Source organism: Chthonobacter rhizosphaerae, from assembly GCF_013839525.1.
In the GTDB taxonomy this organism is placed as follows: Bacteria; Pseudomonadota; Alphaproteobacteria; order Rhizobiales; family Pleomorphomonadaceae; genus Chthonobacter; species Chthonobacter rhizosphaerae.
On the sequence record NZ_JACDIS010000013.1, the window covers coordinates 26151 to 48806 of the forward strand.

Below are 22656 nucleotides of genomic sequence, written 5' to 3' on the forward strand. Positions count from 1 at the left end.
CCGCTTGGCGCGGCTTGGCAAGCCGGACCGGGCCCGGCCTGTCCGCCGGCCGGAAACCCGCCGTCAGCGGGCGGCGAGGCGCAGGCCGGCCTCGAACGCCGGGCCGGCTTCGGACCCGGCGACGAACGGGCCCGCGCCGGCGGTCCGGTCGGCGGGGGACGGGCGCAGGGCCATCGGGCGGCCGAGCAGGTAGCCCTGGAACAGGCGGCAGCCGGCGGCGCGCATGATCGCCAGCTGCTCCTCCGTCTCGATGCCCTCGGCCAGCACCTCCACGTTCATGGCCCGGGCGATGGACGTGAGCGCGCTGACGATCGCCATGCTGACCGTGTCGCGCGGCGCGGCCTGCACGTAGCTGCGGTCGATCTTGATGATGTCGAAGTCGAGCTGGCGCAGGTGGTCCACGCTGGTGTGCCCGGCGCCGAAATCGTCGAGCGCGACGCGGATGCCGGCCTCGCGCAGGCGGCCGATGTTGGCGCGGGCGACCGAGCCGGCGTCCAGGAGGACGGTCTCGGTGATCTCCACCACCATGCGGGAGCCGGCGATGCCGTGCGCCCGGAGCCTGGCGAGGACCTTGTCGGCGAAACCCTGGCACTTGAGCTGGGCCGGCGACACGTTGATGCCGACGGCCGGCGAGGTCATGCGGGGCAGGTCGCGGCAGACGCGGCCGAGCACCCAGGCGCCGAGATCCTCGATCAGGGTGGATTGTTCGGCCAGCGGGACGAAGTCGGACGGCGGGATGAGGCCCCGGACCGGATGGTTCCAGCGCACCAGGGCCTCGTGGCCGACCACCCGGCCGTCGGCGTCCATCACCGGCTGGTAGTGCAGGTCCAGCTGGTCGAGGTAGATGGCGGCCCGCAGTTCGCGGGTGAGGAAGCGGCCGTAGCGGGCGTTCACCAGCATCTCCTCGTCGTAGGCCACCACGCCGCCCCGCCGCTCCTTGCCCCGGTAGAGCGCCAGGTCCGCATGGGAGACGAGCTCGAACGGCAGCGCCGCGTCCTCCGGGGCGAGCGCGACGCCGATGGTGGCGGACAGGCGGGTCGGCCGACCGGCGATGCTGACCGGCTGGCCGAGGCGGTCGAGGATGCGCGCGGCGGCGGCGGTCACGTCCGCGCGGCTGCCGTGGTTCGCCATGAGGACGCCGAACTCGTCGCCGCCGAGACGCCCGATCAGGGCGTCGGGCAGCTCCGCCCGGACGGCGGAGACCAGCTGCAGGATGGCCTCGTCGCCGGCGGCGTGGCCATAGGCGTCGTTGAGGGCCTTCAGGCGGTCCATGTCGATCTGCAGGTAGGCGTGCCTCGCGACCGAGCCGTGGTGCACGCGGGCGCGCAGGGCCGACAGGAAGTAGGCGCGGGTGAAAGCGCCCGTCATCTGGTCGCGGTGTGCGGCCTCGAGCGCGGCCTGCCGGGCTTCGTCGGCGAGGAGGATGCTGGAGCGCAGGGACTGGAAGCCGGCCGCCACGAGGACGAGAAGAAGCCCCGAGCAGGCCATGGCGGCGACGAGGAAGGGCGGTGCCCAGGCGTCGCCGAGCCAGCCCGCCGCGGCCGCATAGCCGAGCGCGCTCGAAACGAGCGCCGCGAAGGCGAGGCCGGCCGACGCGATGGAGGCGTGCCAGCACCGTTCGAGCACGGTCTTCAGATGTTCGTCGCGATGCATCGGTCCTCGACGCCCGTCGGCCATGCCGGTCATGGCGCGCGTGTCATGCATACGGGCGCTGCGTTAAGGCCGGCTGAAGCCTCCCGTCACAGAGACGTCACGAAGCCGCGCGCCGCGGCGAAAAATGGTGCGGCGCGGCGAATACTCGCGGCGCGTTGCCGCACGGGCATCGGTCCGTCCGTCCGGGACGGGCGACCAGACCGGGGGGAGCGGCCCGGGGAGCGGAAGATGGATCGCCGGCTGGACGGGGTGGCCGGACCGGAGCCGGACGGGGCCGCCCGGCGGGCGCCGGTCCGCGGCGTGCGTCAGGCGGCGTCGAGGGCCCCGTGGATCTCGATCGCGAGCCGACCGCTCGGCGCTTGCGACACCCGCCCGTCCACCCGGTAGACGGTGCGCAGCATGTGGTCCGTGATGACCTCGCGGGCCGGGCCGCACGCGTGCATACGCCCGTCCGACAGCACGATCACGCCGTCCGCGAGCCGGGACGCGAGGGCGAGATCGTGGAGCGCCACGAGCGCGCAGAGGCCCCGCTCCCTGGCGAGCGACCGGATCAGGTCGACGACCTCGATCTGCCGGTGCAGGTCGAGCGCGCTGGTCGGCTCGTCGAGCAGGACGACTGACGGCTCGCGCACGATCGTCTGGGCGAGCGACACCAGCTGGCGCTGGCCGCCGCTGAGTTCGCCGAGGCCGCGGAAGGCGAGATCGCGGATCCGCAGCCGGTCGAGCGCGGCGTCCACCGCCACCAGGTCCCGCTCCGCCACCGACCAGCCCGTGCGCTGCTTGCGGGCGAGGAGGACCGATTCATAGACCGTCAGCACGGTGTTGGCGGCGGTGTCCTGCGGCATGTAGCAGACCGCGTCCGGGCGCGGGTCCGAGACGCGGACCTCGCCCGGGCCCTCGAGGAGGCCGGCGATGCGGCGGAACAGGCTGGACTTGCCGGTGGCGTTCGGCCCGATGACCGCCGTCACCGTGCCGCCGGCGATCTCCGGCGTGGTGATGCCGGAGAGTACCGGCCGGCGCCCGTAGCGGACGCCGACGTCGACGAGGCGAAGGGTCACCATGACCGCCTCCGGCTGGACAGGACGAGGCTGATGAAGAAGGGCACGCCGATGAGCGCGGTGATGATTCCGATCGGGAAGATGGTGCCGGGCACCAGCATCTTGCTGACCACCGACGAGGCGGACAGGAGGAGCGCGCCCGCCAGCATGGAGGCCGGAAGGAAGAAGCGCTGGTCCTCGCCGATCAGCATGCGGGCGATGTGGGGGCCGACGAGCCCGATGAAGCCGATGGTGCCCACGAAGGCGACCGGGACGGCCGCGAGCAGGCTGACGAGCATCATGGTCTCCAGCCGCAGGCGGCCCACGTTCACGCCGAAGCTCGCCGCCTTGTCGTCGCCGAGGCGCATGGCGGTGAGCGCCCAGGCGCGCCGGGCGAGCAGCGGCACGGTGGCGACCACGACGGCCGCCGTGATGGCGAGCTTGGGCCAGGTCGCCTTGGTGAGGCTGCCCATGGTCCAGAACACGACGGCCGCGAGGGCCTGTTCGGAGGCGAAATACTGCAGGAGCGCCAGGAGCGCGTTGAAGGTGAACACGAGGGCGATGCCGAGGAGCACCACCGTCTCCACCGTCACGCCGCGCGCGCGGCTGAGGAGGTGGATCATCATGGCGGCGGCGGCCGCCATGATGAAGGCGTTGAGCGGCACCACGTAGTCGAGGCCGAACGGCAGCAGCTTGACGCCGAACACCAGCGCCAGGGCGGCCCCGAAGCTCGCCGCCGCCGAAATGCCGAGGGTGAACGGGCTCGCCAGCGGGTTGTTCAGGATCGTCTGCATCTGGGCGCCGGCGGCCGACAGGGCGCAGCCGACGAGCACCGCCATGAGGGCGACCGGCAGGCGGATGTCCCAGACCACCACGGCGGTCTGGAGGTCGGCCGCCGCCGGCCGGACGAGGGCGTCGACGACCTCGCCGACCGTGTAGCGGGCCGGCCCGAGCGCCAGGTCGGCCAGGAAGGTGGCGACCAGCCCCGCCGCGAGGAGGCCGATCAGCACCCGGCGGCGGCGGACCAGGGCGCGATAGTCGTCGCGCCCGGCCCGCCTCGCGCCCGCTGTCGTGACGGTCGCCATCGGATCACTGGCCCGCCGCGAGCGACGCCCAATAGCCGGGCTTGTAGTCCACCGGCAGGAAGCGGCGATGCAGTTCGGCGAAGGTGGCGTCCGGGTCGACGTCCTTGAAGAGGTCCGGGTGCAGCCACTTGGCCATCTGCTGCACGGCCACGAACTGGTAGGGGCTGTTGTAGAACTGGTGCCAGATGGCGTGCACCTGGCCGTCGCGCACGGCCTTCACGCCGGTGAAGGCCGGACGCTCCATGAGCGCCGCGAGCTTGCGCCTTGCGTCCGCGGGCTCGGCGCCGGCGCCGACGCCCACCCAGGCGCCGCCCGGCACGTAGAGCTCCCAGTTGGAGCCGGTGACGATCACCTGGTCCGGGTTCGACGCGATGATCTGCTCGGGATTGAGCGTCCCGAAGGTGCCCGGGATCAGGTCGGCGGCGATGTTCCGGCCGCCCGCCATCTCGACCATCTTGCCGAAGTTCTCGTTGCCGAACGACATGCAGCAGTCGTCCGTGTAGCCGCCGGCGCGCTCGATCAGCACCGACGGGCGAGGCGGGTTGGCGGCGGCCAGCCGATCGGCGACCACGGCCATCTGCTCGGCGCGGAAGGCGATGAAGTCCTCGGCCCGGTCCTCCTTGCCGAACAGCTTGCCGATCAGCCGCATGCTCGGCTCGGTGTTGACCATCGGCTTCTCGCGGAAGTCCACGAACACCACCGGGATGCCGACCTTCTCCAGCTTCTCGATGAGCCTGGCGTCGTCCGTGGCGGTCTTCGCTTCCACGTTCATGATCAGCACGTCGGGCTTCAGCGTGATCGCCTGCTCCACGTCGAAGGTGCCGTCCTTGGAGCCGCCGAACGTCGGCAGGTCGGCGATCGCCGGGTACTTGGCCACATACTGGCCGTAGCCGTCGAGATCGGCCTTCTGGAAGTCGTCGCGCCAGCCGACCACGCGGCGGAACGGGTCCTCGGTGTCGAGGGCGGCGACGAAATAGATCTGCCGGCCCTCGCCGAGGATGACCCGGTCCACGGGCGCGTCCACCTGGACCGTCCGGCCGACCACGTCCGTCACGCTGACCATTTCGGCGCCGGCCGGAAGGCAGGCAGCCGCGCTCACGGCGGCAAAAGCCGCCAATGCCAAGATCCGCATCGCGTATTCCCCGATTGTGCTTCGGGGCCTGTCTTAGAAAAGTGGATCTTGACAGTCAACTTTTATATTCTAGAACCGCTCCACTTCGGATGGTGGACGAGGGCGGCGATGAACGCGCACGGGGCGGGAGCGAACTACTCGATCCGGGACGAGATCCGGGACTACTGGTCGGAGCGCGCCGCCACTTTCGACACCCAGGTCGGCCACGAGATCGCCTCCGAGGCCGAACGCCGGGCCTGGCACGCCCTGCTCAGGCGGCACCTCGGCGATGGCGCGGGCCGCCGGGCGCTGGACCTGGCGAGCGGCACCGGCGTCGTCTCCCATCTCCTCCACGACCTCGGGTTCGACGTGACCGGCCTCGACTGGGCCGAACCGATGCTGGAGAGGGCCCGGGCGAAGGCGCGGGCGCGCGGCACGCCGATCCGGTTCGTGATGGGCGACGCGGAACGCACCATGGAGCCGGCGGAAAGCTATGACGTGGTGGTGACGCGCCATCTGGTCTGGACCCTGGTGGACCCGGCGGCCGCCTTCCGCGACTGGCACCAGGTCCTGAAGCCGGGCGGACGGCTGCTGGTCGTCGACGGCGACTTCGTGTCGCCGACGCTCCTCGGCCGCGCGACGGCCGCCCTGACCGCGCTGGCGGCGAGGCTCGGCCTCGGCGCTCGGGCGCCGGCGGACCCGCTGCGGGAGCGGCACCGGCGCATCCTGGAACAGGTGTATTTCCGCCACGGCGCCCGCGCCGACGCCGTGGCGGCGCTTCTGCGCGAGGCGGGGTTCCGGCAGACGACCGTGGACACGAACCTCGGCGCGATCCATCGGGCGCAGGCGCGCCACCTGCCCCTGATGAAGGGCTTCGACCGGGCAACGCAGCACCGGTATGCGGTGGTCGCGGTCAAGTGACCCGGCGTTCCGGGCGGGTTGGCCGCGCCCGGCATCGCATCGGCGGTCTGCGCGCGGGCGGATCCGGTCCACCCGCATGCCGGGCGCGCGGCGGGGTTGCGGCGAGCGGCGCGCGATCGCACGGTCCTGCTTCCGCATCCGCCGCGGCTCGCCACGCGTTTCGCCCCCCGGAGGGAGCAGTGCGATGGACAAGCGGCGGGATGGACCTGTCGGAGGCCAAACGACTGATGGCGCTCAAGGTATGAGGAGGATCGGAAATCGATAGAGAATCGATTTCCCGACGATTGGAATGCCAAGCTGAAGCGCATGCTGGCCGACGCAATGCTGGACAACGTCGCGCTGCTTCGACATTGAAAGCTTCGACGGCCGCTTGCGGGACGAACTATCCAACGTCGAAGCCGCGGAGTGGCTAGGGTCTGTTCTCTAGCCTGACCCAGGCCAGAGCCGCGCGCACGCGGTGGCGGCTCGACTACAACACCACAAGGCCGCACCCGAAGCTCGGATGGCAGACGCCGATGGACTTTGCGGCCGCGTTTCACCCGCGGCGGGATGAGACGCTACGCAACATGACTAGCGCTCTATCTGCCTACGCCGATCAACCCGCCCGAGAGGGCCAAACCAGCCGCCGGAACGAACCCGAGGCTGGATGGAAATCGGGGGCAACGCCACGCGCCGCAAGGGATCAGGTGGTAGGCACCGTACCGCCGTCAATCACGAATTCCGTGCCGGTGATCGTGGCGGCGCGATCGGACGCCAGGAATGCGATTAGGTTGGCGACCTCCTCAGGCTTTGACGGACGGCCAATCGGAATTCCGCCGAGCGAGGCCATGATGATGCGTTTGCCGCCCTCAACGTCCGTGCCGTTGTCCTTGGCAATCCGCTCGGCCAAGTGCACCGACGCCTCGGTCTCAATCCAACCCGGCGACACGCGGACGACCCGTACCCCCTTCGGGGAGACCTCCTTCGATATGCTCTTGCTGTATGTCGAGAGCGCGGCCTTGGCGGCTGCGTAAGCGGTCGTCGCTTCCGGCAGCGGCATCTGGCGTTGAATGGATGTCACATGGATAACCACGCCGCCGCCTTGCGCCACCATTGCGGGAACGATTTCACGATCGAGCCGGACGGCGGACATGAGATTGAGGTCGAGTTCCCGCTCCCATTCCGCATCGCCCAACACCGAAAGGCCGCCGGCTGGAGCGGACGATCCGCCGAGCATATGGACCATCACGTCCACCCCGCCCAGGCGCTCGCGAGCAGCGGTGGCCACCTTGGCGCAGCCCTCCGGCGTCGTCAGATCCGCCGCAACGAACATGGAATCGGGCAAGGCTTCCGGCCGGGACCGTGCGGTCGTCAGGACCCGCGCCCCGAGGTCGCGGAACAAGGCGACAGTCGCGGCGCCTGCGCCTCGGGTCCCGGACGTGATCAGGGCGCGCTTGTTCTCAAGCGTCAGGAAGGAGGTCATCCACCAATCTCCAGTTCGGCGATACGGTCGCCCCTTGTTCGGAAAACGAAGCCGAGCGTGGCGGGACTACCCGGAAACCGTCCCGTCACCGCGACTCGGACCGCGACGATGTCGCCAGTCTCGGTCACGCCAACTGGTTCCAGCTGATGCTGGTACTTCGCCTTCGCGTCGTGCCACCACGCACGGATTGCGCCGCGGCCGACATGCACTCTCCCCTCGTCTCTGACAACGGCGTCAGGCGCGAAACCTTGAATGAGCAGGTTGCCGTCGTTCTTTGCTTCCGCGTCGAAGTAAGTCTGGATGGATAGCGGCAGGTCCACGGGTGATGGTCCTTCTGGATCGGGGCTGTTTTGCTTCTCTCCATTTACCTCTGGACAATCGTCGCGATAAGCCGGACAAATCGGGACGCGTCGTCCCAGGAAAGCGGACAATGTACCAACCCGGGCTCAACGACCTCGACGCGGTCATCGCCATCGCGCGGAGACGTTCGTTCCGTGCGGCGGCACTCGAACTAGGGATGTCGACAACGTCGCTCAGCAGCGTAGTCGGCAGGCTCGAGGCGAGCCTCGGCGTCCGGCTGTTCAACAGGACGACCCGGAGCGTTTCACTCACCGATGCGGGCCGCATGTTCGTCGACCTGATCGGCCCGTCTCTTCAGGACATCCGTTCCGCCATGGACGTTGTCCGATCGCAGCAGGCGACGCCGTCAGGAGTGCTGCGCATCAACGCCTTCTCGGCCGCCGCGCGCGAAATCCTCTCGCCGCTGGTTCTGACGTTTCTTCGGACATATCCCCTGGTTCACGTCGATCTGGTCACCGAAGGGCGGCTGGTGGACATCGTCGCCGAGGGCTTCGATCTCGGCGTGCGGGCCGCCGACCTCGTGCCCGCCGACATGATCGCGGTGTCGCTCGGCCGTCCGCAGCGACGGGCCGTCGTCGGTTCGCCCGCCTACATCGACAAACATGGAGCACCGCGTGCTCCGTCCGATCTCGCATCTCACCCATGCGTTCGCGTTCGCCTGCCGAACGGCGCTCTCTTGCGCTGGCAATTCGAGAAGGATGGCGAGCCGATACAGATGGACGTGACCGGCCGGATCACCTTGGACGAGGCCACCCTGGCGCGCACGGCCGTGCTGGAAGGCATCGGGCTCGGCTACTTCATGGAGCCGGACGTCCGGTCCGACCTCGAGGACGGCAGCCTCGTCCGCGTGTTGGAGGACTGGACGCCGCCCCGTTCGGACCTCTGCCTCTACTATCCCAGCCGTCGCAACCCGTCCGCGGCCCTGAAGGCCTTTCTCGTCCTGGCTCGACAGATCGGCGACAAACCTGCGCCACGACCGCCAGGCGCCGCCGAAGCCCGTCAGATCGGCTGACCGCTCGCGAGCGGCGCGACCAGACCGTGCTGCATGCAGAAGCAAACCGATACGATGCCCGAGCCGACGCCAAGCTTCGACTTGATCGCGTAGTGGTCGTTGGCGACGGTTTTCGGCGAGAGCCGGAATGCGTCTGCGATCTGGGGCGGCGTCAGCCACGCCGGGCGGCCTCTATGGCGGCGACGTCGATCTTACCCATCTGCATCATCGCGTCGAAGGCGCGCTTCGCCTCGGCGCCGCCGGCCGCCAGGGCTTCGGTGAGAACGCGCGGCGTGATCTGCCACGACACCCCCCAGCGGTCCTTGCACCATCCGCAAGCGCTTTCCCGGCCGCCGTTGCCGACGATCGCGTTCCAGTAACGGTCGGTCTCCTCCTGGTCCTCGGTCGCGACCTGGAAGGAGAAGGCCTCGGTTTGGGGAAAGGTCGGCCCGCCGTTCAGACCGAGGCAGGGAATGCCCAGAACCGTGAACTGGACGGTCAGCACGTCGCCAGCCTTGCCGGAGGGGTAGTCGCTGGGTGCGCGGAACACCGCCTTCACTTCGCTGTCGGGAAAGGTCGCCGCGTAGAACCGGGCGGCGGCCTCGGCATCCTTGTCGTACCAGATGCAGATGGTGTTCCTGGGCTGATCCATGTGGGTCTCCTCCATGTCCTGTGGGGCCGGCGCCGACAATCGTATCCGACCACCGGTGCGAGCACCCTGTCTTACCGGTCCCCGGCGGCGGTCCAGTGCCGCCGACAATGCCAGGACGAACGGGCAGCAGCTGGGCCGACTCCGCGCAGCAGAAAAATCTGGCTCTCCGCCCGACGGGGACGGACGGGGAGGGCGGGCACCAGAAAGTCGGTCCGCGACGCCGCCACCGGGCCGGGACCGGGGCGGGTGTATCGCGTCGCGGGGCTCGCGCTGGTTCGTGCGCAATCAGGGGAGTCAGCTGAACTGCGACGCCTGTGCCCCGAAGCCACGATGCCGCCCGCGAGCCCCCGCCCACGAGATCCTCCGGTCCATCCATGGGGGCGCCCGCGACATCGCCGCGACGACGCGTACGCCGTCTCCCGCCGCGAGCGGGAGAAAGTCGCAATGCTCTTTGCCGACCTCAAGCCGATCCTGCGACTGGAAGCCAGGAACCGCCATATCGATACGAAGCAACAAGCCAGGCGCGCACTGATCCCCATTCGAAAGTGCCACGCCGCGGGATGACTGGAACTCCTATTCAGCGCCGGTCGTCTTCCATCTGCGGCGCAGGTCCTGCTTTGCCAGACTTTACCCAGTCGACTTTCCTTTGCAGAAAGCTCAAGGCTACCTCCAACGCATATTTGCGTTGTTGTAGCCTTTCGATTTGCAACTGAAGGACCTCTATGGTTCTTTCCGAGGAATGCTCCCCTGCCCGGTACTCGTCATTCAGGGCCAGGATTTCTGCGAGGGTGAAGCCAAGCGTCTGTTGAAGCCGGATCATCCGAGCGGTGGTCACATCCTCAGGCTTGAACAGTCGGTACTGGTTCGAGCCACCTTTAGGGCTGCGGTCAGGCTTCAGAAGACCTTTGGCGATGTAGAACCGGATCGTATCGAGCGTCAGCCCAGTCGCTTTCGCAAATTCCGAAATGAGCATGTCGAGCCCTTGACCCTGGAGTGCACTCCACGCTTATGGACGGTGCTTGTCCAAAAGTGGAGACCCCCCATGACAAGCGAAGACACCTCCATGCATCAGGTTCAACTCGGCCAGGTTGGCCCCATGATCGGCGCTCAAGGCCTCGGATGTATGGGCATGAGCGAATTTTATGGAGCGACCGATGAAGCCGAGTCACGGTTGCCGCTGGAAAGCGCGCTCGAACTCGGGATCAGCATGTTCGACACCGCAGACATGTACGGCCTTGGTGCAAACGAGGAGTTCTTAGCTCCTTTCGTCTCGGCCAATCGCGAGCGCGTCACGATCGCTACGAAGTTTGGCTATCGCCGCACGCCGGAACGGCCCGACGACTGGAGCATCGACAACAGTCCGGACTACATCCGAGCAGCCGCTGATCGGTCGCTCCGGCGCCTCGGCGTCGATGTCATCGACCTCTACTACATGCATCGCAGGTCCGACCGCGTACCGCTGGATGATTCCATCGGCGTCATGGCCGAGCTAGTCAAAGCGGGAAAGGTGAAGTGGCTTGGCTTGTCCGCTGTAAGTGCGTCCGAGCTGCGCGCGGCAAACGCCATCCATCCTATCGCGGCTGTGCAGTCGGAATGGTCGATCTTCACGCGCGATATCGAACGCGACGTGGTTCCGGCGGCGGCCGAACTCGGCGTGACGGTGGTGCCCTACTCCCCGCTCGGGCGCGGCATGTTGACCGGCCGGTCTTTCGCAACATCCCTGGCCGACACCGACGCACGCCAGGATTTCCCCAGGTTCTCAGCCGAGAACCGCGCGGCGAACATGCTGCTGGTCGCAAAGATCGAGGAGATTGCCTTGGCGCGCGGCGTTTCGGCGGCGCAGATCGCGCTTGCGTGGCTCTATACCCAAAGCCGCAAGCTCAAGGTCAAAACGGTGCCCATTCCGGGAACGCGGAAGCGCATCCGTCTCCTGGAAAACGTCGTAGCGGCGTCCATGATGCTGACCGCGCCGGAGATGGAAGCACTCGAGCCACTCGCCTCCGCCGTCCGGGGCATCGCCGTATAGGCGACCTGGCAATCAGCGTCGCCGGTGGCGGCGCTGCACTCTGTCAGGACGGCGTCTTCGGGTCATACGGCTTCAGCGCCCCAGTCGCGGTCACGGAGAACCAGAAAACTGCTGAATCAGGAGTTTCGCGTCAGTATCCCGCGCGGCTGAACTATGCCCGGGCCGCGCACGCTTGGCTCGCAGGCCATAGCTGTCATGAGAGGGCGCATGGTGGACGCAGGTCGTGTCCCGGAGCGTGGTAAAAGCCCCTGAGAAACTGGCGGAGAGAGAGGGATTCGAACCCTCGATACGGTTTCCCGTATACACGCGTTCCAGGCGTGCGCCTTCAACCACTCGGCCACCTCTCCAGGCGAACGGGTCACGTCCGCGGGCGGCACTATACCCATCGAGCGACGCGGTTCAAGCGGCGTTTCAAGGCCATAGGCGGAATTCTGAAAACCGGGCTGAAAGGCCGGTCGGGGAGCTGGTCAGGCGGTGAGTTCGACGCCGTGCGGGCGCATCGGCACCAGGGCGAGGCGGGCGACCAGCGGCACCAGTTCGTCGAGGATGCGCGATTCGAGCGCGTCGAACACCGCCTGCGCGACGCTGCGCCGGTCGCGCCGGCTCTCCACCAGGGCGGCGTCGCGCAGCGGCCAGCGGAGCACGGACTGCTCGGCCAGCTGCTTCAGCTCGGGAATGGTCCAGGTGACCGTGGCGAGGTCGACGATGATGTCGGGGCGACGGGCGCCCGGAAGGGCGAAGATGGGCCAAGCCTTCGGCACCAGCCCCTCGGTCGCGATGGCGCGGGCGGCGAGCACGTCGCGGGCCTCCGGCAGGAGCGTGTCCCCGGGCGTACGGCCGGCGCTGAAAGCGCGGACGCGGGCGTCGCCGCGGTGGTTGACGATCGCCTCGGCCATCAGGCTGGTGGCCGCGTTCGTCTCGCACAGGAACAGCACGTCAATGGGCTTCATTCCAGTCTCCCGACGTCCGACTCGGGGCACCGGCCGGGCCGGCGCCCACGGGATGCACCACCGACATGTCATGGCAGTGACGATCCTGCCGGACCATGGAGGGCGCTCCAGTTGGGACGGGCGCGATGCATTGATCGCGCCAGTTTATCAATGCTGCTTGTGTGTGGCTTGCGGAGGCGCGACCGCGGCGCATCCGCCGGCCGATTCCGGCCGTAGCAGGACCGATCCATCCGTCCTGACGAAAGGCGCCCTCCCCCGTGTCCCTCGCCCTCTGGTGTCTCCTCGCGGCCATGATCCTGCCGATCGCGGCGTCCGCCCCCGCCAAGGTGCGGCCCGGTTTCGACAACCGGAACCCGCGCAACCCGGATTTCTGGAAGAGCGGTTTCCTCGCAAGGGCCTACGGCGCCATGCAGAACGGCTTCGAGGCCTTCCCGCCGTTCGCGGCGGCGGTCCTCGCCGGGCTGACCCAGGGCGGCGACCCGGCAGTCGTCGACGGGCTCGCGATCGCCTTCGTGGCCGCCCGCGCCGCCTACACGGCCGCCTACTGGGCCGACCGGCCGACCCTGCGCTCCGCCGTATGGGTGGTCGGGTTCGGCCTGACGGTGGCCATCCTGACCACGCCGTTGTGGGCTCCGGTCGCAGACATATGATCTTTCATGAAGTTAATGCCGCCGGCCTGCGCGCAGGGCGCAACCGCACCGCCTAAAATTGCATCACACGATGGCATGCAAGTCGCCGACCTGCACGCCCCCGACCGACGACGGCGGGCGCGCCGGTCGCGGCGAGGCGGGCGCAGGCCGGAACGGCGGAAGCGGGACCGGCCCTCGGCGGCCGGGTCATTTTTGCCGATGGGAAGGTTCTGCAGGCCCGGAACGGAAAAGGCCGCCGGGGCGACGAGCCCCGGCGGCCTTGTGGAGCGTGCGTGCCGGCGCGGTCAGAAGCGGCGCTCGACCATCATCTTCTTGATCTCGGCGATCGCCTTCGCCGGGTTCAGGCCCTTCGGGCAGGTCTGCGCGCAGTTCATGATGGTGTGGCAGCGGTAGAGCCGGAACGGATCCTCCAGGTTGTCGAGCCGCTCGCCGGTCGCCTCGTCGCGGCTGTCGATCAGCCAGCGGTAGGCCTGCAGCAGGGTGGCGGGGCCGAGATAGCGGTCGCCGTTCCACCAGTAGCTCGGGCAGGAGGTGGTGCAGCAGGCGCAGAGGATGCACTCGTAGAGGCCGTCCAGCTTCTCGCGGTCCTCGCGGCTCTGCTTCCACTCGGTCTCGGGCGCCGGCGTGGAGGTGTGCAGCCAGGGCTCGATGGAGCGGTGCTGGGCGTAGAAGGTGGTGAGGTCCGGCACCAGGTCCTTGATCACCGCCATGTGGGGCAGCGGGTAGATCTTCACCGCGCCCTTCACCTCGTCCATGCCCTTGGTGCAGGCCAGCGTGTTCATGCCGTCGATGTTCATCGAGCAGGAGCCGCAGATGCCCTCGCGGCAGGAGCGGCGGAACGCGAGCGTCGGATCGACCTTGTTCTTGATCCAGATGAGCCCGTCGAGGACCATCGGACCGCAGTCGTCCATGTCGACGAAGTAGGTGTCGATGCGCGGATTGCTGGCATCCTCCGGATCCCAGCGATAGATGCGGAACTCCTTCAGCTTCGTGGCGCCGGCCGGCTTCGGCCAGACCTTGCCCTCGACCATCTTGGAATTCTTCGGAAGCGTCAGCTGGACCATCGCCCTTGCGCCTTTCCTGGACTTGTCTGGGGTGCCGGACGGCCCGCCGCGATCGCGCCGCTCGCAAGAGCGGCGGCGGCGCGGCGGGCGGCTCCGCCGTCAGTACACGCGCGCCTTGGGGGCGATGTACTCGATCTCGTTGGACATGGTGTATGTATGCACGGGACGATAGTCGATCGAGACCGTGCGGCTATTCGTATCGACGAAGGCGAGGGTGTGCTTCATCCACTCCTTGTCGTCCCGGTCGGGGAAGTCCTCGCGGGCGTGGGCGCCGCGGCTCTCCTGCCGGTTCACGGCGCTGTCCATGGTGACGACCGCCTGGACGATCAGGTTGTCGTACTCCAGCGCCTCCACGAGGTCGGTGTTCCAGATCAACGACCGGTCGGTGACGCGGATGTCGTCGGTGCCGGACCAGACCTTGTGGATGAGGGTGTGGCCCTCCTCCAGCACCTCGCCGGTGCGGAACACCGCGCAGTTGTTCTGCATGGTGCGCTGCATGTCGAGGCGCAGTTCCGCCGTCGGCGTGGAGCCGCTGGCGTGGCGGAAGCGGTCGAGCCGGTCCAGGCTGGAGAGGCCCGCGTCCTTCGGCAGGTCCGCCTGGCGGGCGCCGCGCTCGATCGTCTCGGCGCAGCGGGCGCCGGCGGCGCGGCCGAACACCACGAGGTCGATGAGCGAGTTGGAGCCGAGGCGGTTGGCGCCGTGCACGGACACGCAGGCGGCCTCGCCGATCGCCATCAGGCCCGGCACCACGTGGTCCGGGTCGCCGTTCACCTTGGTGAGCACCTCGCCGTAGTAGTTGGTCGGGATGCCGCCCATGTTGTAGTGGACCGTCGGCAGCACCGGGATCGGCTCGCGCGTCACGTCCACGCCGGCGAAGATCTTGGCGCTTTCGGAGATGCCCGGCAGGCGCTCGGCCAGGATCTTCGGATCCAGGTGGTCGAGGTGCAGGTAGATGTGGTCCTTGGCCTTGCCGACGCCGCGGCCCTCGCGGATCTCCATCGTCATGGCGCGGGAGACCACGTCGCGGGAGGCGAGGTCCTTGGCCGACGGGGCGTAGCGCTCCATGAAGCGCTCGCCCTCGGAGTTGGTGAGATAGCCGCCCTCGCCGCGCGAGCCCTCGGTGATCAGGCAGCCGGCGCCGTAGATGCCGGTCGGGTGGAACTGCACGAACTCCATGTCCTGCAGCGGCAGGCCGGCGCGCAGCACCATGGCGTTGCCGTCGCCCGTGCAGGTGTGGGCGGAGGTGCAGGAGAAGTAGGCGCGGCCGTAGCCACCGGTCGCCAGGACGGTCTTGTGCGCCCGGAAGCGGTGCAGCGTGCCGTCGTCCATGGAGAGGGCGACCACGCCCCGGCAGACGCCGTCCTCCATGATGAGGTCGATGGCGAAGTATTCGATGAAGAACTCGGCCGAATAGCGCAGCGACTGGCCGTAGAGCGTGTGCAGGATGGCGTGGCCGGTGCGGTCGGCGGCCGCGCAGGTGCGCTGGGCGCGGCCCTCGCCGTAGTTGGTGGTCATGCCGCCGAACGGACGCTGGTAGATCTTGCCCGCCTCGGTGCGCGAGAAGGGCACGCCCCAGTGCTCCAGCTCGTAGACGGCGGCCGGGGCGTTCTTGCAGAGGTATTCGATCGCGTCCTGGTCGCCGAGCCAGTCGGAGCCCTTGACGGTGTCGTACATGTGCCAGCGCCAGTCGTCCTCGCCCATGTTGCCGAGCGCGGCCGAGATGCCGCCCTGGGCCGCCACCGTGTGGGAGCGGGTGGGGAAGACCTTGGTGATGCAGGCGGTCTTGAGGCCGGCCTCGGACGCGCCGACGACGGCGCGAAGCCCCGCGCCGCCGGCGCCGACCACCACCACGTCGAACGTGTGGTCGGTGAACGTGTAGGCGCGGCCGCCGACGGTGAAGCTGGAGGGCGTGCCGGTCTTGCTGGTCTCAGCCATGATCAGGCTCCGAACGCGATCTTGAGGAGAGCGAACACCGACGCGATGGCGATGATGGCGGCGAAGAAGGTGTTGGCGCCGATCGCCACCACCCGGAGCCCGTCGTCATGGACGTAGTCCTCGATGATCACCTGCATGCCTATACGCATGTGGAGGGTCACTGAGATCATCATGCCGATCAGCAGGATGGCGACGACGGGATGGCTCAGGGTGGCGATCACGTCCGCGTAGGTGCCCGCCTGCAGGGAGAGGAGGACGCCGACGAAGAAGGTGGTCAGGAAGAGGTTCGACACCGCGGTCAGCCGCTGGCGCCAGAAGTGCTCGGTGCCCTCGTGGGCGGAGCCGAGGCCGCGCACCTTGGCGAGCGGGGTGCGCATGTTGGAAAAGCGGGGCATGTCCGGTCTCTCCGTCAGCGCACGATGAGGGCGATGGCCCAGACGAGAATTGTGACCGACACGGAGCCGATCAGGGTGGCCTTGGCGAGCCAGTTGCGCGCCTCCACCCCGTAGCCGTGGCCGGTGTCCCAGATGAAGTGGCGGATGCCGCCGAGGGCATGGTGGATCCACACCCAGGTGTAGCCGAACAGGATCAGCTGCCCGATGATCGACCCGAAGAACCAGGACGCGGTGGCGAACGCGTCCGGCCCGGAGGCCGCCGCCACCAGGTACCAGGCGAGCAGCGCCGTGCCGGCGTAGAGCGCGCCGCCGGTGATGCGGTGGACGATCGACATCACCATGGTCAGGAGCGGCCGGAAGATCTGGAGATGAGGCGACAGGGGTCGCGCCACTTTCGTCTGGAGTTCCGCCATCGTGTTCCTCAGCCCTTCCGGCGCGGCCGCCCAGCGGCGGCTCGGGAGTTGCAGCTCGTAGGTTACGTTTACGTAAGCGTTAAGCTCTTGAAGATCCTGGATTTCTTCTAGCTTCTTCGTTGTTCCGCGTCAAAGCCGATCTTGCAGTGCAAAAGTCTTAAGACCTCCGCCGTTCTCCGCGGATCGACAGAAGGCGAAGCCAAGGAGGAGCCGCTGTCGTCTAAAGCGCTTTCCGACCTGACGGAAACGTCAGGTCGACAAGAAATCGCTTCAGATCAGGACCCTAGACCGCCGGACCCCTTCTGGAGAGCGCGGTCGGTGGTCGCGGCCGGCATGCACGGTGTCGCAGGCAGTCGCGCCTCACGTGCACGTAACCCGGACTCTTGCCAAGTCAAGTCACCGGGGCAGGAGAACCCAGAGATCGAGGTCGAGGGCGACGGCCGGATCGGTCTCGCCGGTCTCCGTCCGGTCGGGGAAATCGGCGCAGGGCCGGTCCTTGGTGGCGACGAGCCGGATCCGCAGCGCGCCCACGTCGGAACGACCCGGGATCGGCTGCTTGTCGAGCACCTCCGACCAGGCGTGGATGGTGTCGCCGGCGAACGACGGGTTGGCGTGCCGGCCGCCGTTGATGGCCGCCACGTGGAAGGCGTTGCCGAGACCGTTGAAGGTGAGCGACCGGGCGATGGAGATGATGTGCCCGCCGTAGACGAGGCGGCGGCCGAAGCGGCCCTTGCCTTCCGTATACTGGTTGAAGTGGACCTTGGCGGTGTTCTGGAAGAGGCGCGTCGCCATCTGGTGCTCCGCCTCCTCGATGGTGGTCCCGTCCACATGGTCGATGCGCTCGCCCACGTGATAGTCGCCCCACCGGTGCGGGCTGCCGGACAGGTCGTCATCCCACTTCGACGGGTCGAGCAGCGGCACCGCATTGCCGAGCGCCTCGGCCGGCAGGTGGTCCGGCAGCTTCGGCACGACCGGCTCCGGCGCGGGGGCGTCTTCGTCGCGCTTGCGCACCATCACCCAGCGGGCGTAGTCCAGCACCTCCGTCCCGTCCGACTTGTAGCCGGTGGAGCGCACGTAGACGACGCCGGTCTTGCGGTTGGAATTCTCCTTGAGGCCGATCACCTCGGAGACGGTCGAGAGGGTGTCGCCCGGATAGACCGGCGCCAGGAAGCGGCCGCCGGCGTAGCCGAGGTTGGCGATGGCGTTCAGCGAGATGTCCGGCACGGTCTTGCCGAACACCACGTGGAAGACGAGGAGGTCGTCGAGCGGGGCGTCCGGATAGCCGACCGCGCGGGCGAAGGCGGCCGAGGACTGGAGGGCGAACCTGGACCCGTAGAGCGCCTGGTAGAGCGCCACGTCGCCGGCGTTCACGGTGCGCGGCGTGGCATGGCGGATGACCTGGCCGATCCGGAAGTCCTCGAAGAAGTTGCCGCTGTTGGTCTTCGACACCCTCGCGTCCTCCACTCGTCTCGCATTGACGGCGAGGACCATGATGGCGAGCGCCCGCGCTTGTCACCCCCGCCCTTCGTCGCGGCGCATTCAGATCGTCGACAGCGCCATTAAGTCTATGTGAAAGAGGCTCCGAAGAGGCTCTTTTCCGCCGCTTTGGTCCCCGGCATGATGCGCTTGGCGCAAGGCCGGACGGGGTCCGGCGCGTCAGGTGGCGGGGAGTTGGCCATGAACCGGTCTCGGGTGGATTGGGTCGATGCGGCCAAGGGCCTCTGCATCGTCTTCGTGGTGATGATGCACTCCACCCTCGGGGTCGAGCGGGTCACGGGCGAGACCGGCTGGATGGGCGCGGTCGTGGCCTTCGCCCAGCCGTTCCGGATGCCCGACTTCTTCCTCATCTCCGGCCTGTTCCTGTCCCGCGTGGTCGACCGGGACTGGCGCACCTTCCTGGACCGGCGGGTGGTCCACTTCTTCTACTTCTACGTCCTCTGGCTCGTCATCCAGTTCGCCTTCAAGGCGCCCGGCATGGTGGCGGCGGAGGGCGCGGGCGCGACGGCGCTCGTCTTCGTGGAGAGCCTCTTCATCGAGCCGTTCGGCACCCTCTGGTTCATCTGGATCCTGCCCTTCTTCGCCCTCACGGTGCGGCTCACCCGGCGCGTGCCGGTTCCGGTGATGCTCGCCATCGGGGCCGCCCTGGAGATCGCGCCGCCGGGCCTGCCGCTGCCCATCCTGGACGAGTTCGCGTCGCGCTTCGTCTATTTCTACGCCGGCTACGCGCTCGCGCCGATGATCTTCCGCCTCGCCGACGGGGTCGCGGCCCGGCCGGGCGCGGCGCTCGCCGGCCTTGCGGTCTGGGGCGTGGTCAACGGCGCGATGGTGGCGGCGGGTCTCGCCATGCTGCCCTTCCTGTCCCTCGGCCTCGGCTTTGCCGGGGCGGCGGCGATCGTGTCGGCGGCCGTGCTGATCGGGTCGCTGCCGAAGGCCGGCGACGTGGCGCGCTTCCTCGGTGCGCACTCGATCGTCGTCTATCTGGCCTTCTTCCTGCCCATGGGGGCGAGCCGGACGGTGCTGGTGAAGACCGGCGTCGTTCCGGACGTCGGCACCATGTCGCTGATCGTGACGGTCGCCGCCGTGGTGGTGCCGTTCGCGATCTGGTGGGTGGCGATGCGCGTCGGCGCCCGCTTCCTGTTCGAGCGCCCGGCCTGGGCCCGGCTGGAGCGGCCGAACGGCGCACGCGCCCGGCTGGCCGCGGCGGAGTAGGCCCGCAGGGCCGGGCGCCCCGCCGCCGGGGCCGGGCCGAAGCGCGATCCTGCCGTTGGGCGTCAGTACGGGCGCGCGCCGCCCCTTTCCTCCCAAACCCGGCCGGGGCATAGTCCCGGCCATGTCGAACGCCTCCTCCTATTCCCGCCCCGTCGCCCGCGGAGACCACGTCTTCCTGGTCGATGGATCCGGCTACATCTTCCGCGCCTACCACGCCCTGCCGCCGCTCACCCGCAAGTCCGACGGCGTGCCGGTGGGGGCCGTCGCGGGCTTCTGCAACATGCTGTGGCGGCTCCTGAAGGAGGCGGAGGCGACGGCCGCGCGGGTGAAGCCCACCCATATCGCGGTGATTTTCGACGCCTCGGCGGTGACCTTCCGCAACGCACTCTACGACCAGTACAAGGCGCAGCGGCCGGAGCCGCCGGCGGACCTCAGGCCCCAGTTCGGCCTGATCCGCGAGGCGGTGCGGGCCTTCAACGTGGCCTGCGTGGAGCAGGAGGGCTTCGAGGCGGACGACCTCATCGCCACCTACACGACCCAGGCCCGCAAGGTCGGGGCGGACGTCACCATCGTGTCGTCGGACAAGGACCTGATGCAGCTCGTCGAGAACGACTGCGTGGTTCTCCTCGACACCATGAAGGACAAGCGCATCGGGCCGGCCGAGGTGATGGAGAAGTTCGGCGTGCCGCCCGAGAAGGTGATCGACGTCCAGTCGCTCGCGGGCGATTCCGTCGACAACGTGCCGGGCGTGCCGGGCATCGGCGTCAAGACGGCCGCACAGCTGATCCTGGAGTATGGCGACCTGGAGACGCTGCTCGCCCGCGCCGGCGAGATCAAGCAGCCGAAGCGGCGCGAGAACCTGATCCAGTTCGCCGATCAGGCCCGGATCTCGCGCCAGCTCGTCTCGCTCGACTGCGCCGTGCCGGTGGACTGCCCGATCGACGACCTCGCCGTGCGGCCTATCGACGGCGAGCGGGCGATCGCCTTCCTGAAGGCGATGGAGTTCGTCACGCTGACGCGCCGGGTCGCGGAGGCGACCGACACGGACGTCTCCAAGGTGTCCGCGGTGCCGGTGCCGGTGAAACACTGGCCGCCGGAGAGCGCGAGCACGCCCGCCGCCGGCGCGGTCCTTCCCCCCACCCCGGCCCTCCCCCTCGAGGGGGGAGGGAGCAGCGGCGGTGATCCTGCTGCGCCGTCCTTTGCGGGCGCCGCCCTCCCCACCTCCACCACGGCGCCCCCTCCCCCCTCGAGGGGGAGGGTCGGGGAGAGGGGGGAACCGCCGTCCCCGGCCGCTCCCGCCGGCTCGCCCGCCGCCTTCGCGGCCCGCCGCCTCGCCGAGATCGCCGCCATCCCGGTCGACCACTCGGCCTACGAGACCATCCTGACCATCGACGCGCTCCGGGCCTTCATCAACGAGGCGGCCGAAGCGGGCGTGGTGGCGTTCGACACGGAGAGCACCTCGCTCGACGTGATGCGGGCGGAGCTCTGCGGGATCTCGCTCGCCACCCGGCCGGGCCGGGCCTGCTACATCCCGCTCATCCACAAGTCCGGCGCGGGCGATCTCCTCGGCGGCGGGCTCGTGCCCGGCCAGCTGTCCACCGGGGACGCGCTCCAGGCGCTGAGGCCGCTCCTGGAAAGTCCCTCCGTCCTCAAGGTGGCGCAGAACGCCAAGTACGACGTCACCCTCCTGTCCCGCTACGGCGTCGCGGTGGCGCCGTTCGACGACACCATGCTGCTGTCCTACGCGCTCGACGCCGGCAAGACCGGGCACGGGATGGACGAGCTGTCGGAAAAGTGGCTCGGCCACAAGCCGATCGCCTTCAAGGACGTGTGCGGGACGGGCAAGGGCCAGGTGACCTTCGACCAGGTGCCGCTCGACAAGGCCACCGCCTACGCGGCCGAGGACGCGGACGTGACGCTCCGCCTGTGGCTGGTGCTGAAGCCGCGTCTGGCCGCGGAAGGCATGACGGCGCTCTACGAGACCCTGGAGCGGCCGCTCGTGCCGGTGCTCTCGCGCATGGAGCAGCGCGGCATCAGCGTCGACCGGCAGATCCTCTCCCGCCTCTCGGGCGACTTCGCGCAGGGAATGGCGCGCCTGGAGGCGGAGATCCACGACCTCGCCGGCGAAAGCTTCAACATCGGCTCGCCGAAGCAGCTCGGCGACATCCTGTTCGGCAAGATGGGGCTCGGCGGCGCCAGGAAGACGAAGACCGGCGCCTACGCGACCGGCGCCGACGTGCTGGAGGAACTGGCCGAGGCCGGCCACGAGCTGCCGCGCCGGATCCTCGACTGGCGCCAGCTCTCCAAGCTGAAGTCCACCTATACGGACGCCCTGCCCGGCTACATGCACCCGGTGGACGGACGGGTGCACACCTGCTTCTCGCTCGCCTCCACGACGACCGGCCGGCTGTCGTCGTCGGAGCCGAACCTGCAGAACATCCCGGTCCGCACCGAGGAGGGGCGGAAGATCCGCACCGCCTTCGTGGCGCCGCCCGGCCGCAAGCTGGTCTCGGCCGACTACAGCCAGATCGAACTGCGCGTGCTCGCCCACGTGGCGGATATCCCGCAGCTGAAGCGCGCCTTCGAGGACGGGCTCGACATCCACGCCATGACGGCCTCGGAGATGTTCAACACGCCGATCGAGGGCATGGACCCGCTGGTGCGCCGGCGCGCGAAGGCCATCAACTTCGGCATCATCTACGGCATCTCGGCCTTCGGCCTCGCCAACCAGCTGGGCATCGAACGCCAGGAGGCGGGCGACTACATCAAACGCTATTTCGAGCGCTTCCCCGGCATCCGCGACTACATGGACAGCACGCGGCGCTTCGCCCGGGACAACGGCTACGTCACCACCATCTTCGGCCGGAAGGCGCACTATCCGGACATCAACGCGCCGAACGCCTCCATGCGCGCCTTCATGGAGCGGGCGGCCATCAACGCGCCGATCCAGGGCTCGGCCGCGGACATCATCCGCCGCGCCATGGTGCGGATGGAGGACGCCCTGAAGGACGCCGGGCTCTCCGCCCTCCTTCTCCTCCAGGTGCACGACGAACTGGTGTTCGAGGTGCCCGACGAGGAGATCGAGGCGACGCTGCCGGTGGTGCGCCGGGTGATGGAAACGGCCGCCGAGCCGGCCGTCACCCTCTCGGTCCCGCTGCGGGTGGACGCCCGGGCCGCCCACAACTGGGAGGAGGCGCACTGACCGGGCGGGCATCCTTAACCGCTCGTTAAACCGCCGCATT

20 protein-coding genes, 1 tRNA gene and 1 pseudogene are annotated in these 22656 nt (G+C 68.7%); 7 read left to right on the forward strand and 15 right to left on the reverse strand.

All coding sequences use genetic code 11. The features are described from left to right. Positions 1–63: 63 nt before the first annotated feature. The 4 genes from HND91_RS18945 to HND91_RS18960 form a co-directional block, all read right to left on the reverse strand. Positions 64–1653, reverse strand: coding sequence for a putative bifunctional diguanylate cyclase/phosphodiesterase (locus tag HND91_RS18945; RefSeq protein WP_181708176.1), 1590 nt, complete (start codon positions 1651–1653; stop codon positions 64–66). Between the two features lie 305 nt (positions 1654–1958). Next, a complete protein-coding gene (locus HND91_RS18950) occupies positions 1959–2714 on the reverse strand; it encodes an ABC transporter ATP-binding protein (protein WP_181708177.1) in 756 nt (251 codons plus the stop codon). Next, entirely contained in the window at positions 2708–3775 is a 1068-nt protein-coding gene (locus HND91_RS18955) for a FecCD family ABC transporter permease (RefSeq protein WP_181708178.1), read from the reverse strand. The genes HND91_RS18950 and HND91_RS18955 overlap by 7 nt, the downstream gene beginning before the upstream one ends. 4 nt (positions 3776–3779) lie before the next feature. Beyond that, positions 3780–4907, reverse strand: coding sequence for an ABC transporter substrate-binding protein (locus tag HND91_RS18960; protein WP_181708179.1), 1128 nt, complete (start codon positions 4905–4907; stop codon positions 3780–3782). Positions 4908–5015: 108 nt separating this feature from the next. Here HND91_RS18960 and HND91_RS18965 point away from each other — a divergent pair, with 108 nt between their 5' ends. Beyond that, positions 5016–5807: a class I SAM-dependent methyltransferase gene (locus HND91_RS18965; RefSeq protein ID WP_181708180.1), complete on the forward strand. Its 792-nt coding sequence runs from the start codon at positions 5016–5018 to the stop codon at positions 5805–5807. Positions 5808–6156: 349 nt separating this feature from the next. Next, positions 6157–6454 (forward strand): annotated as a pseudogene (locus tag HND91_RS22925) (integrase core domain-containing protein); the annotation flags it as partial. 35 nt (positions 6455–6489) lie between these two features. Here the strand turns inward: HND91_RS22925 and HND91_RS18975 are convergent. Continuing rightward, positions 6490–7269, reverse strand: a complete 780-nt coding sequence (locus HND91_RS18975; protein ID WP_181708181.1) for an SDR family oxidoreductase — start codon at positions 7267–7269, stop codon at positions 6490–6492. After that, positions 7266–7589: a nuclear transport factor 2 family protein gene (locus tag HND91_RS18980; RefSeq protein WP_181708182.1), complete on the reverse strand. Its 324-nt coding sequence runs from the start codon at positions 7587–7589 to the stop codon at positions 7266–7268. Before HND91_RS18980 ends, HND91_RS18975 begins: the two co-directional genes overlap by 4 nt. 110 nt (positions 7590–7699) lie before the next feature. Between HND91_RS18980 and HND91_RS18985 the strand changes: the two genes are divergently transcribed. Then, complete coding sequence (locus HND91_RS18985) at positions 7700–8641, forward strand: LysR family transcriptional regulator (protein ID WP_181708183.1); 942 nt, start codon at positions 7700–7702, stop codon at positions 8639–8641. A 151-nt stretch (positions 8642–8792) separates the two neighbouring features. Here HND91_RS18985 and HND91_RS18990 read toward each other — a convergent pair whose 3' ends face one another. Together HND91_RS18990 and HND91_RS18995 are read right to left on the reverse strand one after the other, a co-directional pair. Beyond that, positions 8793–9272 carry a VOC family protein gene (locus HND91_RS18990; protein ID WP_181708184.1) on the reverse strand — a complete coding sequence of 160 codons (480 nt, stop codon included), beginning with the start codon at positions 9270–9272 and terminating at the stop codon, positions 8793–8795. A gap of 577 nt (positions 9273–9849) precedes the next feature. Beyond that, positions 9850–10245 (reverse strand): MerR family transcriptional regulator, encoded by a 396-nt coding sequence (locus tag HND91_RS18995; RefSeq protein WP_181708185.1) that lies wholly within the window; start codon positions 10243–10245, stop codon positions 9850–9852. 69 nt (positions 10246–10314) lie between these two features. Between HND91_RS18995 and HND91_RS19000 the strand changes: the two genes are divergently transcribed. Further along, on the forward strand, positions 10315–11298 hold the full coding sequence (locus tag HND91_RS19000; RefSeq protein ID WP_181708186.1) for an aldo/keto reductase: 984 nt from the start codon (positions 10315–10317) through the stop codon (positions 11296–11298). Positions 11299–11555: 257 nt separating this feature from the next. Here the strand turns inward: HND91_RS19000 and HND91_RS19005 are convergent. Beyond that, positions 11556–11645, reverse strand: a tRNA-Ser gene (locus HND91_RS19005). Positions 11646–11765: 120 nt separating this feature from the next. Further along, positions 11766–12248 (reverse strand): arsenate reductase/protein-tyrosine-phosphatase family protein, encoded by a 483-nt coding sequence (locus HND91_RS19010; RefSeq protein WP_181708187.1) that lies wholly within the window; start codon positions 12246–12248, stop codon positions 11766–11768. A gap of 257 nt (positions 12249–12505) precedes the next feature. On the opposite strand from HND91_RS19010, the gene HND91_RS19015 reads away from it, so the two are divergent. Continuing rightward, positions 12506–12898 carry an MAPEG family protein gene (locus HND91_RS19015; protein WP_181708188.1) on the forward strand — a complete coding sequence of 131 codons (393 nt, stop codon included), beginning with the start codon at positions 12506–12508 and terminating at the stop codon, positions 12896–12898. A gap of 284 nt (positions 12899–13182) precedes the next feature. Here the strand turns inward: HND91_RS19015 and HND91_RS19020 are convergent, their stop codons facing one another. From HND91_RS19020 to HND91_RS19040, 5 genes are all read right to left on the reverse strand, one after another. Continuing rightward, on the reverse strand, positions 13183–13962 hold the full coding sequence (locus HND91_RS19020; RefSeq protein ID WP_181708189.1) for a succinate dehydrogenase iron-sulfur subunit: 780 nt from the start codon (positions 13960–13962) through the stop codon (positions 13183–13185). A gap of 99 nt (positions 13963–14061) precedes the next feature. Continuing rightward, positions 14062–15897, reverse strand: a complete 1836-nt coding sequence (gene sdhA, locus HND91_RS19025; RefSeq protein WP_181708190.1) for a succinate dehydrogenase flavoprotein subunit — start codon at positions 15895–15897, stop codon at positions 14062–14064. A 2-nt stretch (positions 15898–15899) separates the two neighbouring features. Next, positions 15900–16292 carry a succinate dehydrogenase, hydrophobic membrane anchor protein gene (sdhD, locus tag HND91_RS19030; RefSeq protein WP_181708191.1) on the reverse strand — a complete coding sequence of 131 codons (393 nt, stop codon included), beginning with the start codon at positions 16290–16292 and terminating at the stop codon, positions 15900–15902. Positions 16293–16306: 14 nt separating this feature from the next. Next, positions 16307–16705: a succinate dehydrogenase, cytochrome b556 subunit gene (gene sdhC / locus HND91_RS19035; protein WP_181708192.1), complete on the reverse strand. Its 399-nt coding sequence runs from the start codon at positions 16703–16705 to the stop codon at positions 16307–16309. Between the two features lie 396 nt (positions 16706–17101). After that, a complete protein-coding gene (locus HND91_RS19040; RefSeq protein WP_181708193.1) occupies positions 17102–18154 on the reverse strand; it encodes a MaoC/PaaZ C-terminal domain-containing protein in 1053 nt (350 codons plus the stop codon). A 228-nt stretch (positions 18155–18382) separates the two neighbouring features. On the opposite strand from HND91_RS19040, the gene HND91_RS19045 reads away from it, so the two are divergent. Continuing rightward, positions 18383–19414 carry an acyltransferase family protein gene (locus HND91_RS19045; protein WP_246329581.1) on the forward strand — a complete coding sequence of 344 codons (1032 nt, stop codon included), beginning with the start codon at positions 18383–18385 and terminating at the stop codon, positions 19412–19414. A 121-nt stretch (positions 19415–19535) separates the two neighbouring features. Next, on the forward strand, positions 19536–22616 hold the full coding sequence (gene polA / locus HND91_RS19050) for a DNA polymerase I (RefSeq protein WP_181708194.1): 3081 nt from the start codon (positions 19536–19538) through the stop codon (positions 22614–22616). Positions 22617–22656: the final 40 nt, after the last annotated feature.

Bases quoted from the DNA above. Each gene is read 5' to 3' on its own strand.
- HND91_RS18945 (WP_181708176.1), bottom strand. From the start codon at position 1,653: ATGCATCGCGACGAACATCTGAAGACCGTGCTCGAACGGTGCTGGCAC.
- HND91_RS18950 (WP_181708177.1), bottom strand. From the start codon at position 2,714: ATGGTGACCCTTCGCCTCGTCGACGTCGGCGTCCGCTACGGGCGCCGG.
- HND91_RS18955 (WP_181708178.1), bottom strand. From the start codon at position 3,775: ATGGCGACCGTCACGACAGCGGGCGCGAGGCGGGCCGGGCGCGACGAC.
- HND91_RS18960 (WP_181708179.1), bottom strand. From the start codon at position 4,907: ATGCGGATCTTGGCATTGGCGGCTTTTGCCGCCGTGAGCGCGGCTGCC.
- HND91_RS18965 (WP_181708180.1), top strand. From the start codon at position 5,016: ATGAACGCGCACGGGGCGGGAGCGAACTACTCGATCCGGGACGAGATC.
- HND91_RS18975 (WP_181708181.1), bottom strand. From the start codon at position 7,269: ATGACCTCCTTCCTGACGCTTGAGAACAAGCGCGCCCTGATCACGTCC.
- HND91_RS18985 (WP_181708183.1), top strand. From the start codon at position 7,700: ATGTACCAACCCGGGCTCAACGACCTCGACGCGGTCATCGCCATCGCG.
- HND91_RS18990 (WP_181708184.1), bottom strand. From the start codon at position 9,272: ATGGATCAGCCCAGGAACACCATCTGCATCTGGTACGACAAGGATGCC.
- HND91_RS18995 (WP_181708185.1), bottom strand. From the start codon at position 10,245: ATGCTCATTTCGGAATTTGCGAAAGCGACTGGGCTGACGCTCGATACG.
- HND91_RS19000 (WP_181708186.1), top strand. From the start codon at position 10,315: ATGACAAGCGAAGACACCTCCATGCATCAGGTTCAACTCGGCCAGGTT.
- HND91_RS19010 (WP_181708187.1), bottom strand. From the start codon at position 12,248: ATGAAGCCCATTGACGTGCTGTTCCTGTGCGAGACGAACGCGGCCACC.
- HND91_RS19020 (WP_181708189.1), bottom strand. From the start codon at position 13,962: ATGGTCCAGCTGACGCTTCCGAAGAATTCCAAGATGGTCGAGGGCAAG.
- sdhA (WP_181708190.1), bottom strand. From the start codon at position 15,897: ATGGCTGAGACCAGCAAGACCGGCACGCCCTCCAGCTTCACCGTCGGC.
- sdhD (WP_181708191.1), bottom strand. From the start codon at position 16,292: ATGCCCCGCTTTTCCAACATGCGCACCCCGCTCGCCAAGGTGCGCGGC.
- sdhC (WP_181708192.1), bottom strand. From the start codon at position 16,705: ATGGCGGAACTCCAGACGAAAGTGGCGCGACCCCTGTCGCCTCATCTC.
- HND91_RS19045 (WP_246329581.1), top strand. From the start codon at position 18,383: ATGAACCGGTCTCGGGTGGATTGGGTCGATGCGGCCAAGGGCCTCTGC.
- polA (WP_181708194.1), top strand. From the start codon at position 19,536: ATGTCGAACGCCTCCTCCTATTCCCGCCCCGTCGCCCGCGGAGACCAC.